Here is a 15,234-nt window from a genome sequence, read left to right on the forward strand (position 1 = left end):
AAGACATGAAGCGCAAGAACATTCTTTTCATCATGGCCGATCAAATGGCCGCGCCGATGTTGCCGATTTACGCCCAGTCCCCGATCAAGATGCCGAATTTGAGCCGCCTCGCCGCTGACGGCGTGGTGTTCGACGCTGCTTATTGCAACAGCCCGCTGTGCGCACCTTCGCGCTTTACTCTGGTCAGCGGCCAGCTTCCGAGCAAGATTGGCGCTTACGACAACGCTGCCGATTTTGCGGCCGATGTTCCGACCTACGCCCACTACCTGCGCCGGCTGGGTTACCACACTGCGTTGTCCGGCAAGATGCACTTCTGTGGCCCTGACCAGTTACACGGTTACGAAGAACGCCTCACCAGCGACATTTATCCCGCCGACTATGGCTGGGCCGTGAATTGGGATGAACCCGACGTGCGTCCGACCTGGTATCACAACATGTCGTCGGTGCTGCAAGCCGGCCCGTGCGTGCGCACTAACCAGCTCGATTTCGACGAAGAAGTGGTGTTCAAGGCTCAGCAGTACCTCTACGACCGCGTGCGTGAAGACCGCGACCAGCCGTTCTGCCTCACGGTGTCGATGACCCATCCGCATGACCCGTACACCATTCCCAAGGAATACTGGAACCTCTACAGCGACGACGAGATTCCGATGCCGCCTGCGCCACCGGCTCAGGCCGATCAAGACCCGCATTCCCAGCGTCTGCTCAAGGTCTACGACCTGTGGGACAAGCCGCTGCCGGAAAACAAGATCCGCGACGCCCGCCGCGCGTATTTCGGCGCATGCAGTTACATCGACGATAACATCGGCAAATTGCTGAAGACCCTCGAAGACACGGGCCTGGCCGACGAGACCATCATCGTGTTCTCGGGCGATCATGGCGACATGCTCGGCGAGCGTGGCCTCTGGTACAAAATGCACTGGTTCGAAATGTCCGCTCGGGTGCCACTGCTGGTGTACGCTCCGGGGCAGTTCAAGGCAGGCCGCGTGAAGGCTGCGGTGTCCACCGCTGACCTGTTGCCGACCTTCGTTGCACTGGCGCAGGGCGAGCTGGAAAGCGGTCTTCCGCTGGACGGCCGCTCACTGTTACCGCACTTGCAAAACGAAGGCGGCCACGACGAAGTATTCGGCGAATACATGGCCGAAGGCACCACCAGCCCGCTGATGATGATTCGTCGCGGCGCCTACAAATTCATCTATTCGGAACAGGACCCATGTCTGCTGTACGACGTGCATAACGATCCGAAGGAACAGGAAGAGCTAAGCCAGTCTGATGCTCATCGCGACCTGTTCAACGCGTTCCTGGCTGAAGCAAGGGCCAAGTGGGACATTCCGGCGATACACCACCAGGTGCTCGCCAGTCAGCGTCGTCGGCGTTTCGTTGCCGAATCGCTGACCCTCGGCAAGCTGAAGAGTTGGGATCACCAGCCGCTGGTAGACGCCAGTCAGCAATACATGCGCAACCATATCGATCTGGACGATCTGGAGCGCAAGGCCCGTTATCCACAACCTTGAACCCTGCCAACACCTAAAAAACCAAAAAGGGGCACACCATGAAGAAGTTGTTCACAACGCTGGCGGTTGCGGTGATGAGTTTGGGCAGCGTCGTAACACACGCCGCTGATGCACCGAGCTGCAGCACGGTGAAGATGGCCGATCCGGGTTGGAGCGACATCGCTGCGACCAACGCCACGGCGGGTTTTCTGCTGGACGGCATGGGTTACAAAACCAAGGTCGATACGCTGGCAGTGCCGATTGCCTATGGTGGTCTCAAAGACGGTCAAATGGACGTTTTTCTGGGCAACTGGATGCCTGCACAGCAGGGCTTTTACGACAAGTTCATCGCCACGGGGGACGTGACGCAGTACGCGAAGAACCTGGAGGGCACCGAATTCACCCTGGCCGTCCCGGATTATGTCTACGACGCGGGGGTGCATAACTTCGCCGACCTGAACAAGTTCGCCGACAAGTTCCACAAGAAGATCTACGGCATCGGCTCGGGGGCTCCGGCCAACGCGTCGATTCAGGAGATCATCAAAAAGAACGAGTTCGACCTGGCCGACTGGAAGCTGGTTGAATCCAGCGAACAGGCGATGTTGGCTGAAGTACAACGCAACGTGAAGAAAAAAGAATTCGTGGTCTTCCTCGGCTGGACCCCGCACCCGATGAACGTTCAGATCAAGGGCATGAAGTACCTGAAGGGTGGCGAGAAATACTTCGGTGAGACCGGCAGCGTGTACACCGTAACCCGCAAAGGCTATGCCGATGCCTGCCCGAACGTGGCCAAACTGTTCTCCAACCTGACGTTCACTCAGGACATGGAAAACAGCATCATGCAGGAAGTGGTCGAGAAGAAGGTCAGCAACTCCGACGCGGTCAAAGCCTGGGTCAAGGCCAACCCGGCGGTGCTGGATAAGTGGCTGGAGGGTGTGAAAACCATCGATGACAAGGATGCGTTGGCTGCGGTGAAGGCGAAGCTCTAACACCCAGTCGCGACGGCGTTGTGCCGATGACTAATCTGTCGCGTGACGCACCGCCTTCGCCACCAAGGCGGCTCCCACAGGGTGGGCGTGGATCGAAATATTTTAATTCGATGCAATCCTTGTGGGAGCCGGCTTGCTGGCGAATGCGCAGTGTCAGGCAATTCATCTGTAACTGACCCACCGCTTTCGCCAGCAAGCCGGCTCCCACATGAGTTGCAGCGTCAACCTTCGACCATCAACCGCCGCAACTCTGCCAAAACCGGCGCCGATTCCGGCCTCACCCCGCGCCACAGGTAAAACGCCTCGGCAGCCTGTTCTACCAACATCCCCAATCCATCCACCGCTTGCCCGGCTTGATGTTCCGTGGCCCAGCGGCAGAAGGCGGTCGGCTCCTTGGCGTACATCATGTCGTAGCAGAAGGTTTTACCTGGCTGAATCAGGCTCGGCGCAATCGGCGGCAATTCGCCCGACAAGCTGGCCGACGTAGCGTTGATAATCACGTCGAACGGCTCTTCCAACCAGTCATAACCCGCAGGCAGTACCGGTCCCAACTCGATGAACTCCTGAGCCAGCTGCTCGGCTTTCTCCACGGTACGATTGGCGATCACCAGCACGTATGGCTCTTCGGCCAGCAATGGCTCAAGCGCGCCACGCACTGCGCCACCCGCGCCCAGCAGCAGGATGCGTTTATCTTTCAGCGTCACGCCGTAATTGACCTTCAGATCCCGCACCAACCCGGCGCCGTCGGTGTTATCCCCCAACAGGCTGCCATCGGCCTGACGCGCCAGCGTGTTCACCGCCCCCGCACGACGACCACGCTCTGTCAGTTGATCGGCCATACGATAGGCCTCTTCCTTGAATGGCACCGTGACGTTGGCGCCTCGGCCGGTCTCGAAGAAGTGCCTGGCAAAAGGCGTGAAGCGCTCCAAAGGAGCCAGCGCGGTCTGGTACTGCAGCGTTTCACCGGTCTGCTCAGCGAACAGGCGATGGATCAACGGCGATTTGCTGTGTGCGATAGGGTTGCCGAAAACGACGTATTGATCGGTCATCACTTCACCTCCTCGGCCAGCCAGTCGCGGTCTTGCAGGAAGTACTCGGTCAGACGCGCCTCTTCACTGCCCGGTGCGGCTTTCCAGTCGTAGCCCCAGCGAACCTGTGGGGGCAGCGACATCAGGATCGATTCGGTACGCCCGCCTGACTGCAAGCCGAACAGCGTGCCGCGGTCATAGACCAGGTTGAATTCCACGTAACGCCCACGGCGGAATTCCTGAAATTCGCGCTGCTGTGGTGTGTAGGCCGTGGCTTTGCGGCGCTGCACGATGGGCAAATACGCCTCGACGTAAGCGTCACCAATGGCGCGCAGGAAAGCGAAACTGGTGTCGAAATCCCACTCGTTCAGGTCATCGAAAAACAACCCACCCACACCGCGCGGCTCGTTGCGATGCTTGATGTGGAAATAGCGGTCGCACCAGGCTTTGTAACGCGGATAGACGTCCGCGCCGAACGGTGCACAGGCCTGCTCGGCCACGCGGTGCCAGTGAACGCAATCTTCCTCGACGCCGTAATAAGGCGTCAGGTCAAAGCCGCCCCCAAACCACCACACTGGCTCTTCGCCTTCTTTTTCCGCGATGAAGAAACGCACGTTGGCGTGAGAGGTCGGAACATGTGGGTTGTGCGGATGCATCACCAGCGACACGCCCAGCGCTTCAAAGCCACGACCCGCCAGCTCCGGGCGATGAGCACTGGCAGAGGGGGGCAGACCTGAACCGAAGACATGGGAGAAATTGACGCCGCCTTTCTCGAAGACATCGCCGTTCTCGATCACGCGGGTACGACCGCCACCACCGGCTGGGCGCTCCCAGGCATCTTCGACGAAACGGGCATTGCCGTCCTCTTGCTCCAGAGCAGCGCAGATCCGGTCTTGGAGATCCAGCAGATAGGCTTTGACGGCGTCGGTGCGAAAGGACATGGCAGTACCTTGAAATGACGGTGCTTCGAAATTGGCGCGTAGCATACACCTGCCAGACCGGCCTCGCAGTTGACGACGGCCAAACGAAGGAGTCCGATAGGATCTTTTACGACGCTCTATAGTGTTCCTGTTTTGTTCCAGCAGTTTCGATCCATGACGGAGAAAGCAAATGGCAAAGCGTATCCAGTTCCGCGCCCACGGCGGCCCTGAAGTGCTCGAATACGTCGACTTCGAGCCGGCCAAACCAGGCCCGAAAGAAGTCCTCGTGCGCAACAAAGCGATTGGCGTCAACTTCATCGAAACCTATTTCCGCACCGGCCTGTATCCTGTTGCCGCGATGCCGTCGGGCCTCGGTAACGAAGGCGCGGGCGTAGTCGAGGCCGTTGGCAGCGAAGTCACTCACGTCAAGGTCGGTGATCGCGTGGGTTACGGCACAGGTCCTCTGGGCAGCTATGCCGAACTGCACCTGACACCGGCTGCCAATATCGTGAAGCTGCCGGATAACATCAGCTTCGAACAAGCCGCCGCGATCATGCTCAAGGGCCTGACCGTGCAGTACCTGTTCCGCCAGACCTACGAAATTCGTCCTGAAGAAACCATCCTGTTCCATGCCGCTGCCGGTGGCGTGGGTTCGATTGCCTGTCAGTGGGCCAAAGCTGTCGGCGTGAAATTGATCGGCACTGTCAGCTCTGCGGAAAAAGCCGCTCACGCCAAGGCCAACGGCGCCTGGGAAGTAATCGATTACAGCAAGGAAGATGTGGCCAAGCGCGTGCTCGAGCTGACCGATGGGAAGAAAGTGCCGGTGGTTTACGACGGCGTGGGTAAAGACACGTGGGAAACCTCGCTGGATTGCCTGGAATTACGCGGCCTGCTCGTCAGCTTTGGTAACGCATCGGGTGCGGTCACCGGTGTGAATCTGGGCGTTCTGGCGTCGAAAGGCTCGCTCTACGTCACCCGCCCGACATTAGGCTCCTACGCCAACAGCCCTGAAGCCTTGCAAGCCATGGCTGACGAGGTGTTTGCGATGGTCAGCAGTGGCAAAGTGAAGGTCGACGACATAAAGAAATACGCCCTGAAAGACGCAGCCCAAGCGCACACGGACCTGTCGGGCCGTCGCACCACGGGGTCGATCATTCTGGTGCCGTAACGGCGTACCCCTCCCTTGCCTGATCGTTCTCACGCTCCGCGTGGGAACGATCAAAGCACCACCTCAACCCGCGCGCACGACCTCGGCGGTCACCAGATCGCGAATCACGCTTGGGTTACGCCGTCCGCCCAACTCGCCATTCAGCACCATATCCAGTTGCCCATGGAAATACTGCTCGATCCGCAAGCGCGAACGCGCCGCAGGGCGGCCTGTCGGGTTGGCTGAAGTGGAGATCAGCGGGCCGGTCAGCGCACATAATTCACGCACTTGGGGATGATCGCTGACGCGCAGCGCAACCGTGTCACGCCCACCGGTGACCCAGTCAGGCAGCATGCCTTGATGGGGCACCAGCCATGTGTTCGGCCCCGGCCAGGTGCTGGCCATGCGGTCGATCCACAATTCGGGGAAATCCTCGAACAAAAAATCGAACTGGCGAATATTGTCGGCAATCAGGATCAGCCCTTTTTCCACAGGCCGCTCCTTGATCGCCAGCAAGCGATACACCGCTTCGGCATTCCACGGGTCGCACCCCAATCCCCACACCGCTTCCGTTGGATAGGCAATCACCGCCCCGGCCCGGACCTCTTGTGCGGCTTGTTGCACACGCCAACTGCTGACCATCGTTCGCTCTCCGATTTATCGCTGGCCGGCAGTTTAACCTCAGCGCGGCCGGGCAAACCATCGTCCGGCGTCACACACCACGCCACCTTCCAGTTCAAGGTCAGTCAACGCCGCCAGCACTTTGGGCAAGGGCCATCCGCTGCTGGCCGCCAGAGTCTCGCTGGTCTGCGGTGCCGCGTGCAACAGATTGAGAAGGGGATGAGCGGGTGCCGCAACATTTTCCACAGGCCCGCTGGCAGGCGCCAGGTTTTTCCAGCCTTGCAAACCTTCCAGAATATGGTCGACGGTTTCCACCAACGTTGCCCCGTCCCGGATCAGTTGGTGACAACCTCGCGCAGCGGGGTGATGAATCGATCCCGGAATCGCATACACCTCCCGACCCTGTTCCGCCGCAAGACGCGCCGTGATCAGCGAACCACTGCGCACGCTGGCCTCGACCACCAACACGCCAAGTGATAACCCGCTGATGATGCGATTGCGTTTGGGAAAGTTGCTCGCCTGGGGCACGGTATCCAGCGGTAGCTCGGAAACGACCGCGCCACCCTGTGCCACCATGGTGGTCGCCAACTGACGATGACGCTGTGGATAAAGTTTTTCGATTCCCGTGCCGAGCACCCCGATCGTGGCACCTTTTGCATCCAATGCGCCCTGATGAGCAGCACCGTCAATGCCCAATGCCAGGCCGCTGGTGATGACAAAACCGGCCCCGGCCAGACTCCGTGCAAACGCTGCCGCCGTATCCAGCCCAGGCTTCGAAGCGCGACGACTGCCGACCATTCCAAGCTGCGGTCGCTCCAGCAACGTGCGATCACCCGCAACGAAAAGCAGCGGTGGCGGGTCGGGAATTTCCGCCAGCAAAGCAGGGTAATCAAGATCGTCCCACATCAGCAAATGCTGGTCCGAGTGCTCTAGCCAGCGCAATGCAGCGCTTGCACCATCACGCACGGCTGGGTCGCGACGGGCATCCGCACTGGCGGCGGGAAGGCGTAGTGAACGCCACGCTGTGGCCGGAGCACTGAGCGCAGCGGACGCACTGCCAAAGGCATCGATGAGAGTTTTGAAACGCTTGGGACCGATCTCGGGCAGTCGATGAAGACGCAAACGCGCCTCCAGTTCGGCAGGCGACTGCCCGGCATTTTCGAACAACGGCATGAGTTCTTCCTTGAAAACAGAGCCCGCCTCAAAGGGCGGGCAAACCTGTGGATAACTCTGTTAACAACGTTTAGATAAGTGAAGCATGCCGGTGGGAAAATGTGTTTTAAAGCTGATACATAGGATTACGGATTGCGAACCTTGTCATTCACCGCCAAAGATCGGGTGGCGTGCAAGACCATGGCGTAACTCAACCGATCATACGTGCGGAACACCATCAGCAAGCCGGAGCGCTCGTCCGGAATCTTGATCTGTTCGCCCGTCACCCGGTCACGCACTTTCTCGCCCGTCTTGTAGATCGCCAGCACGTTGCCTTCCGCAAGACCGTCAAGCTTGCCCCGGTCCAGTGTCACCACGTCGAACTCGCCAATCTGGGTCACGCCACGGGGCACATCAATAATCACGCCGTTGATGTCTTGCTTTGGCTCACTGGGGGTAAAGGTCGAATTGATCGCCCGTTCTTCGCTGACGAACAAGCGGTCCCCCAGACGCACTTCTTCCGTGGAGCGCTGCATCTGGACAGTCCCGATGTCGCCCTCACTGGCGACGATTTCACCACTGCCAATGTCATCCGCGTTGATGCCCAACACGGCATTGGTGTCAGGGTCGTAGTACGTCTTGCCTTTGCGGAAGATGCCGTAGGACACGTGCTCCGGACTGAATTGGCCCCGCGCGTAAATACGGTCGCCAGCACCACTGAGCACCCGCTCGCCATTGCCGGCCACCACGTAAGGCGCATCATCGAACTGCTTGGCCGTGTCCATGATGCGGTTGTTCAGCAGAAACGCATTGATCGCGCCTAGCGGAATGGTCGGAATAGCCTCGGCAATCGGCGTGCTGCGCACACGGGGCGACAATTTGATGGTGCCGCGAGACTCACCCCGGTTGACCACGATTCTCGGCTGGCCGTCGACATAGATGAGGTTCAGGGTGTCGCCGGGGTAGATCAGGTCCGGGTCGTGCACCTGAGGGTTGGCCCGCCAGATCTGTGGCCACTTCCAGGGCTGAGCGAGAAACTTCCCGGAAATGTCCCAAAGTGTGTCACCGGCGACGACGGTGTACGTCTCTGGATGGCCTTCCCTGAGTTGTACTTGCGCCTGAACAAAGCCTGTCGCGGCCAACAGCAGCAGGGCGAGTAGTGATTTCCTCATGCGGTGAATCCCTTTATCATGTTGGCTTCGCGTGAAACATGGAGTCCTGCGAGACTTCTATGGCTGCCTTCGCTTGAAACGTCCCAAGCCTAGCAGCCGATTTTGACTTTACCCTACTAGTGCAGCTCTTACGTATATGGCCATTTTAAACATTCTCGAATTTCCCGATTCGCGCCTGCGCACCATCGCCAAGCCAGTGGCTGAGGTGGACGACGGCATTCGCCAGTTGGTCGACGACATGTTTGAAACCATGTACGAAGCACCTGGCATCGGTCTGGCTGCGACGCAGGTTAACGTACACAAGCGCGTCGTTGTAATGGATCTCTCGGAAGATCGCAGCGAGCCACGGGTGTTCATCAACCCTGAGCTTGAGCCGCTGACTGACGAAATGGATCAGTACCAGGAAGGCTGCCTGTCGGTGCCTGGCTTCTACGAGAACGTCGACCGCCCGCAGCGGGTCAAGGTCAAGGCGCTGGACCGCGACGGCAAACCTTACGAACTGATCGCCGAAGGCCTGCTCGCCGTGTGCATTCAGCACGAGTGCGATCACCTCAACGGCAAGCTGTTCGTCGACTACCTGTCTACGCTCAAGCGTGACCGGATCAAGAAAAAGCTGGAAAAGCAACACAAGCAGAACGCTTGATCCTCCCTCATTCGTAGGAGTGCGCTTGACCGCTAATTGCGGTGAGTCTGCCAAATTGATGCGTCATACCCACCGCCTCGCGGGCAAGCGCGCTCCTACAGTCAAACTCTCAAGAGAAGCCCATGACTGAGCCACTGCGCATCGTCTTCGCCGGGACCCCGGAATTTGCCGCTGAACACCTCAAAGCCCTGCTCGACAGCCCTTATGAGGTAATCGCGGTCTACACCCAGCCGGATCGTCCGGCGGGCCGTGGCCAGAAGCTGATGCCCAGCCCGGTCAAACAACTCGCCCTGCAACACGACATTCCCGTACTGCAACCGCCAACCCTGCGCGCCCCGGAAGCTCAGGCTGAACTCGCGGCGCTCAAGCCTGACTTGATGGTGGTAGTCGCTTACGGCCTGATCCTGCCGCAAGTGGTGCTCGACATCCCGCGTCTGGGTTGCATCAACAGTCACGCCTCGCTGCTGCCGCGCTGGCGTGGTGCGGCGCCGATTCAGCGCGCCGTCGAGGCGGGTGATGCAGAGAGCGGCGTGACCGTGATGCGCATGGAGGCGGGTCTGGATACCGGCCCGATGCTGCTCAAGGTCACCACGCCAATTTCGGGCGAAGACACGGGCGGCACGCTGCATGATCGTCTGGCAGAACTGGGCCCGCCTGCTGTGGTGCAGGCCATCGCCGGTCTGGCAGACGGCACGCTGATCGGCGAGGTGCAGGACGACAGCCTCGCAACCTACGCACACAAATTGAACAAAGATGAAGCACGTATCGACTGGACCCGTCCTGCCGATGAGCTGGAGCGTCTGGTGCGCGCCTTCAACCCATGGCCGATCTGCCACAGCACGCTCAATGGCGAAGCGCTGAAAGTGCTGTCCGCCCACGTCACTCAAGGCAAGGGCGAGCCGGGTACGATTCTCAGCGCCAGCAAAGACGGTCTGATCGTGGCCAGTGGACAAAACGCGCTGCGCCTCACCCGCCTGCAATTGCCAGGTGGCAAGCCGTTGGGCTTTTCTGACTTGTTCAACAGCCGCCGTGAGAAGTTCTCGACCGGCGCCGTGCTCGGCCAACCGGTAGACGGCCAATGAATCCACGTCTCGCCGCCGCCAAGGCGTTGGCTGCTGTACTCAGCGGCAAGGCTTCGCTGAACAGCTCGCTGCCTGCTCAACTGGACAAGGTCGATGACCGTGATCGCGGTTTGACTCAGGATCTGGCATTCGGCACCGCGCGCTGGGAGCCTCGCCTGTCAGCGCTGGCGGCCAAATTGCTGCAAAAGCCGTTCAAGGCTGCCGACACCGACGTACAAGCGTTGCTGCTGGTCGGCCTCTATCAGTTGTTCTACTCGCGCATCCCCGCTCACGCCGCCATCGGCGAGACGGTCGGTTGCGCAGACAAGCTGAAAAAGCCATGGGCCAAGGCGCTACTCAACGCCGTATTGCGCCGAGCCCAGCGCGAAGGCGAAGCGCTGCTGAGTGAGCTGGAACATGATCCGGTGGTGCGCACAGCTCACCCTCGCTGGCTGCAAAAAGCGCTGAAAGGCGCGTGGCCCGAGCACTGGGAAGCGATCTGCGCGGCAAACAACGCTCATCCGCCGATGATTCTGCGGGTCAATCGTCGTCACAAAACCCGCGATCAATACCTTCAGATACTGCAAGACGCCGGTATCGCAGCCATGGCGAGCACGTTCAGTCAGGACGGCATTGTCCTGAATGAGCCGGGCGACGTTCGTTCGCTGCCGGGATTTGCCGAAGGCTGGATCAGCGTTCAGGACGAAGCGGCACAACTGGCCGCAGACCTGCTGGAACTGGCACCGGGGCAGCGCGTGCTCGATGCTTGCTGCGCGCCGGGTGGCAAGACCTGTCATTTGCTGGAAGTGCAACCGGGCTTGTCCGGCGTCGTGGCCGTGGACCTGGAAGCCAAGCGCATGGTGCGGGTGAAGGAAAACCTCGACCGCCTGGGCCTGAGCGCCGAACTGATCGCCGCCGACGCCCGCGCGACTGATCAGTGGTGGGACGGCAAGCCGTTCCAACGCATCCTGCTCGACGCGCCGTGTTCGGCCACCGGGGTGATTCGTCGTCACCCTGACATCAAGCTGACTCGCCAGGCCGACGACATTCCGGCCCTTGCGACGCTGCAAGGCGAATTGCTCGATGCGCTATGGCCGACGCTGCAAGTGGGCGGCATGCTGCTGTATGCCACCTGCTCGACGTTGCCGACCGAGAACACCGAGGTGATCGACGCATTCCTGGCCCGCACGCCGGGTGCTCGCGAACTGGATATTGCCGGGCAACAGGGCAACCCGCCACCGGGCCTCAAACAGCCGCATGGCCGCCAGTTGCTGGCACAGGAAGGCGGGCATGACGGGTTCTATTACGCCAAGCTCATCAAGATTTCTGCGGGTGCATGATCACATCTGCCCTTGTGGGAGCCGGCTTGCTGGTGAATACAGTGTGCCATTCAATGTTGTGTTGTCTGATCCGACGCATTCGCCAGCAAGCCGGCTCCCACAAAGTGCTTCGTGAGGCGACGAACATCATTTCAGGGAGAGACTGATTGAAGATCATCATTCTCGGTGCAGGGCAGGTCGGCGGCACGCTCGCGGAGCACCTCGCCAGCGAAGCCAATGACATCACCGTAGTCGACACCGATGCCGATCGCTTGCGTGCGCTCGGGGATCGCCTCGACATCCGCACGATTCAGGGCCGTGGCTCGTTCCCGACCGTGTTGCGCCAGGCAGGCGCGGACGACGCCGACATGCTGGTCGCAGTCACCAGCAGCGACGAAACCAACATGGTCGCCTGCCAGGTCGCGTACACCTTGTTCCACACCCCAACCAAAATCGCCCGGGTACGCGAGTCGGCGTACCTGACCCGCGCCGGTCTGTTCGACAACGAGGCCATTCCAGTCGACGTGCTGATCAGCCCCGAGCAAGTTGTCACCAATTACATCAAGCGCCTGATCGAGTATCCGAGCGCCTTGCAGGTGATCGACTTTGCCGAGGGCAAGGTGCAACTGGTCGCCGTGAAGGCCTATTACGGCGGTCCGCTGGTCGGTCAGCAACTTCGCCAGTTACGCGCGCACATGCCGAACGTCGACACACGGGTTGCAGCCATTTTCCGGCGTGATCGTCCGATCATTCCGCAAGGCGATACGGTCATCGAAGCGGACGACGAAGTCTTCTTCATTGCCGCCAAGGCGGACATTCGCGCGGTGATGGGCGAGATGCGCCGTCTCGACGAAAGCTACAAACGCATCGTCATCGCCGGGGGCGGGCAAATTGGTGAGCGGTTGGCCGAGGCCATCGAAAGTCGCTATCAGGTAAAGATCGTTGAGATGAATCCGGCGCGTTGCCGGTATCTGTCCGACAACCTCGATAGCACCGTGATCCTGCAAGGCAGCGCCTCGGATCGCGACCTGTTGATGGAAGAGAACATCGACAACGCCGATCTGTTCCTGGCCCTGACCAACGACGACGAAGCCAACATCATGTCGTCGCTGCTGGCCAAGCGGCTGGGTGCCAAGAAGGTCATGACCATCATCAACAACCCGGCGTATGTGGACTTGGTACAAGGTGGCGAGATCGACATCGCGGTCAGCCCGCAACTGGCGACTATCGGCACCCTGCTGGCTCACGTGCGGCGGGGCGATATCGTCAGCGTGCACTCATTACGTCGGGGCGCGGCGGAAGCCATCGAGATCGTGGCGCACGGCGATGCCAAATCGAGCAAGGTGATTGGCAAGGCGATCATGCACATCAACCTGCCGCCCGGCACTACCATCGGCGCAATCACGCGGGATGAGCAGGTGCTGATCGCCCACGACAGCACGGTCATCGAATCCGGCGACCACGTGATCATGTTCCTTGTGGATAAAAAGCACATTCGCGACGTGGAGCGGCTGTTTCAGGTGGGCTTGAGCTTTTTCTAAAGGAGGCGTTGCGTGCTGGAATCACTGGAAAAGATGCTTGCTAAGGGCATGGACAACGCCTTGCTGCGCTTTGGTTTGGGAAAGGGCTATCTGGATGCCGGGGATCACGGTAAGGCGGTCGAGCATTTGCAGCGCTGCGTTGAGTTCGATCCCAAGTATTCGGCGGCGTGGAAGTTGTTAGGTAAAGCGTGGCTGGCGGCGGGAGATACCGCACAAGCACGCCAGGCGTGGGAACAGGGCATTCAGTCGGCAGTCGTTCATGGCGACAAACAGGCCGAGAAAGAAATGACGGTGTTTCTCAAGAAGCTGGATCGAAGGGCCTAGCACCGCCAATTCCGACATTGAAAAATTGATCGTACCCACGCTCCGCGTGGGCACGCGGTTCGGGCGCTCGGCGCCCATGTGACGCGGAGCGTCACAGGAGGTGTTCCCACGCGGAGCATGGGAACAATCAGTATGCACCGCTTTCGCCACCAAGGCGGCTCCCACAAAAACCGGCGACGCCTTCAAAATCAATACCAGCGCTTCTCGCCCTCAGGCCGCTTCTTGAAGCGCTTCATGGTCCACATGTACTGGCTCGGATACGCCCGCACATACTTCTCCACCACTTTACTCATCGCCGCCGCCGAGACTTCGGTGTCGGTGCTGTACATTTCTTCCGGTGCCGCTTCCAGCACTACTTTGTAGCCCGAGCCGTCCTCCAGACGCATCGCGTGCAGGAACACGCCCACGGCTTTGCCACCGGCCAGCATGTTCGGCACGAATTTACTGGTCAGGGCCATGGTGCCGCAGAACGGAACAAAAATACCGGCAGACTCAGCTGGCTCCGGGTCCGCCGGAATGCCTACCGAACCGCCTTTGCGCACTTCCTTGATGACGCTGAGAATGCCTTCCTTGGTCGATGCCGCCACGCGATTACCCAGTTGAACGCGCTGCTTGCGCAGCAATTCATCCACAGCCTTGAGCTTGGGCGGCCGGTAGAAAATGATCGGTTTGCACTGGCTGCAATAAAAGTGGTTCAACACCTCCCAATTGCCCAGATGGCTGGTGATACCCACCACGCCTTTACCGGAAGCCAGCGCGTCCTTGAGGATGTGTAAACCTTCGACTTCGCGTACCAGATTGATCGATTTTTGCGCAGGCCAGATCCAGGCGCAGGCGCTTTCGGTCAGCGTCTTGCCGATGTCCATCAAACTGCGGCCGACCAAGGCTTCAAGCTCAGCGGGGTTCAGGTCGGGAAAGCATTTGGAAAGGTTGATGCGCGCCACTTCACGGGAACGGTTGGGCAGTTTCCACATCAGCCAGCCAATGCCGGTGCCGACCCACTGCACGGCGCGCCAGGGAAGCAGGGCAAACAACCGCAACGCCCCGACCATCATGGCGCCTTTGAACTTATCCACAGATCACTCCTGAATCGATGAGGCGGGCATTGTAACCACTCCTGACCGTCAACGCGGACCTGTGGGAACCGGCTTGCTGGCGAATGCACTGCATCAGCTACACATCAGGCGACTGACACACCACTTTCGCCAGCAAGCCGGCTCCCACAGGGGTTCATCTCACGCACTCACCAACTGCACATACCGATCACAATCGGTGGTGTGGTCCATCACCATCCCGGTCGCCTGCATGTAGGCATAACAAATGGTCGGGCCGACAAAGGTGAAACCGGCTTTCTTCAGGGCCTTGCTCATCGCCTCGGCTTCAGGGGTGATGGCCGGAACTTCGCTGCGGTCCTTGAAATGATTGACCTTGGGCTTGCCGCCCACGAAAGACCAGACGAATGCCACTGGGTCCTCCAGCCGCAACCACGCCTGAGCGTTCTTACGAGCGGCGTTGAGCTTCAGGCGATTGCGAACGATGCCCGGCTCCTGCATCAGTTCTTCGATCTCGGCATCGGTCATGGCGGCCAAGCGTCGGACGTCAAAATTGAACATCACTTCACGGTAGCGGGCGCGTTTCTTCAAAATCGTGATCCACGACAGGCCCGCCTGGAACCCTTCAAGCAACAGAAACTCGAAGAGCATCTGCGCGTCGCGCAGCGGCACACCCCACTCTTGATCGTGGTAGTCCATATAAAGTGGATCTTCGTTGCACCAAAAGCAGCGTGGCATAGGCCCCCCAAGGGTGGAGGCGCTGCCGAATCGGGTA

General features: G+C 59.7%; 15 protein-coding genes. 8 read left to right on the plus strand and 7 right to left on the minus strand.

The annotated features are described in order from the left end of the window. The first annotated feature begins 5 nt into the window (after nt 1–5). Both betC and choX read left to right on the plus strand, forming a co-directional pair. Complete coding sequence (betC, locus tag ACI5GA_RS16035; RefSeq protein WP_404639437.1) at nt 6–1,511, plus strand: choline-sulfatase; 1,506 nt, start codon at nt 6–8, stop codon at nt 1,509–1,511. Nucleotides 1,512–1,549: 38 nt separating this feature from the next. Continuing rightward, nucleotides 1,550–2,479 carry a choline ABC transporter substrate-binding protein gene (gene choX / locus ACI5GA_RS16040; RefSeq protein WP_421423378.1) on the plus strand — a complete coding sequence of 310 codons (930 nt, stop codon included), beginning with the start codon at nt 1,550–1,552 and terminating at the stop codon, nt 2,477–2,479. A 221-nt stretch (nt 2,480–2,700) separates the two neighbouring features. Here choX and aroE read toward each other — a convergent pair whose 3' ends face one another. Both aroE and hemF read right to left on the minus strand, forming a co-directional pair. After that, nucleotides 2,701–3,528 (minus strand): shikimate dehydrogenase, encoded by an 828-nt coding sequence (aroE, locus tag ACI5GA_RS16045; protein ID WP_404639433.1) that lies wholly within the window; start codon nt 3,526–3,528, stop codon nt 2,701–2,703. After that, complete coding sequence (hemF, locus tag ACI5GA_RS16050) at nt 3,528–4,448, minus strand: oxygen-dependent coproporphyrinogen oxidase (protein ID WP_421423379.1); 921 nt, start codon at nt 4,446–4,448, stop codon at nt 3,528–3,530. Before hemF ends, aroE begins: the two co-directional genes overlap by 1 nt. A 169-nt stretch (nt 4,449–4,617) precedes the next feature. Here hemF and ACI5GA_RS16055 point away from each other — a divergent pair, with 169 nt between their 5' ends. Further along, nucleotides 4,618–5,595: an NADPH:quinone reductase gene (locus ACI5GA_RS16055; RefSeq protein ID WP_404639429.1), complete on the plus strand. Its 978-nt coding sequence runs from the start codon at nt 4,618–4,620 to the stop codon at nt 5,593–5,595. Nucleotides 5,596–5,658: 63 nt separating this feature from the next. Here ACI5GA_RS16055 and ACI5GA_RS16060 read toward each other — a convergent pair whose 3' ends face one another. The 3 genes from ACI5GA_RS16060 to ACI5GA_RS16070 all read right to left on the minus strand — a co-directional run bounded on the left by ACI5GA_RS16060 (nt 5,659) and on the right by ACI5GA_RS16070 (nt 8,519). Beyond that, nucleotides 5,659–6,216 carry an L-threonylcarbamoyladenylate synthase gene (locus ACI5GA_RS16060; protein WP_404639427.1) on the minus strand — a complete coding sequence of 186 codons (558 nt, stop codon included), beginning with the start codon at nt 6,214–6,216 and terminating at the stop codon, nt 5,659–5,661. Between the two features lie 39 nt (nt 6,217–6,255). Then, nucleotides 6,256–7,368 carry a DNA-processing protein DprA gene (gene dprA, locus ACI5GA_RS16065; RefSeq protein ID WP_404639425.1) on the minus strand — a complete coding sequence of 371 codons (1,113 nt, stop codon included), beginning with the start codon at nt 7,366–7,368 and terminating at the stop codon, nt 6,256–6,258. 125 nt (nt 7,369–7,493) lie between these two features. Beyond that, complete coding sequence (locus tag ACI5GA_RS16070; protein WP_404639423.1) at nt 7,494–8,519, minus strand: LysM peptidoglycan-binding domain-containing protein; 1,026 nt, start codon at nt 8,517–8,519, stop codon at nt 7,494–7,496. 136 nt (nt 8,520–8,655) lie between these two features. Between ACI5GA_RS16070 and def the strand changes: the two genes are divergently transcribed. The 5 genes from def (at nt 8,656) to ACI5GA_RS16095 (ending at nt 13,407) form a co-directional block, all read left to right on the plus strand. Continuing rightward, nucleotides 8,656–9,162, plus strand: coding sequence for a peptide deformylase (gene def, locus ACI5GA_RS16075; protein WP_404639421.1), 507 nt, complete (start codon nt 8,656–8,658; stop codon nt 9,160–9,162). A 122-nt stretch (nt 9,163–9,284) separates the two neighbouring features. Next, a complete protein-coding gene (gene fmt, locus ACI5GA_RS16080) occupies nt 9,285–10,244 on the plus strand; it encodes a methionyl-tRNA formyltransferase (RefSeq protein ID WP_421423380.1) in 960 nt (319 codons plus the stop codon). Further along, the gene (gene rsmB / locus ACI5GA_RS16085; protein ID WP_421423381.1) at nt 10,241–11,563 is read left to right on the plus strand and encodes a 16S rRNA (cytosine(967)-C(5))-methyltransferase RsmB; all 1,323 of its coding nucleotides are present in this window, start codon (nt 10,241–10,243) and stop codon (nt 11,561–11,563) included. The genes fmt and rsmB overlap by 4 nt, the downstream gene beginning before the upstream one ends. 146 nt (nt 11,564–11,709) lie before the next feature. After that, on the plus strand, nt 11,710–13,083 hold the full coding sequence (gene trkA, locus ACI5GA_RS16090) for a Trk system potassium transporter TrkA (protein ID WP_421423382.1): 1,374 nt from the start codon (nt 11,710–11,712) through the stop codon (nt 13,081–13,083). A gap of 33 nt (nt 13,084–13,116) precedes the next feature. Further along, nucleotides 13,117–13,407 (plus strand): tetratricopeptide repeat protein, encoded by a 291-nt coding sequence (locus ACI5GA_RS16095; protein ID WP_404639593.1) that lies wholly within the window; start codon nt 13,117–13,119, stop codon nt 13,405–13,407. A 188-nt stretch (nt 13,408–13,595) separates the two neighbouring features. Here ACI5GA_RS16095 and ACI5GA_RS16100 read toward each other — a convergent pair whose 3' ends face one another. Both ACI5GA_RS16100 and ACI5GA_RS16105 read right to left on the minus strand, forming a co-directional pair. After that, nucleotides 13,596–14,483: a lysophospholipid acyltransferase gene (locus tag ACI5GA_RS16100; RefSeq protein WP_421423383.1), complete on the minus strand. Its 888-nt coding sequence runs from the start codon at nt 14,481–14,483 to the stop codon at nt 13,596–13,598. 159 nt (nt 14,484–14,642) lie between these two features. Further along, nucleotides 14,643–15,197: a DNA-3-methyladenine glycosylase I gene (locus tag ACI5GA_RS16105; RefSeq protein ID WP_421423384.1), complete on the minus strand. Its 555-nt coding sequence runs from the start codon at nt 15,195–15,197 to the stop codon at nt 14,643–14,645. Nucleotides 15,198–15,234 lie beyond the last annotated feature (37 nt).

Source organism: Pseudomonas sp. Pseu.R1 (assembly GCF_045764065.1).
Classification (GTDB): domain Bacteria; phylum Pseudomonadota; class Gammaproteobacteria; order Pseudomonadales; family Pseudomonadaceae; genus Aquipseudomonas.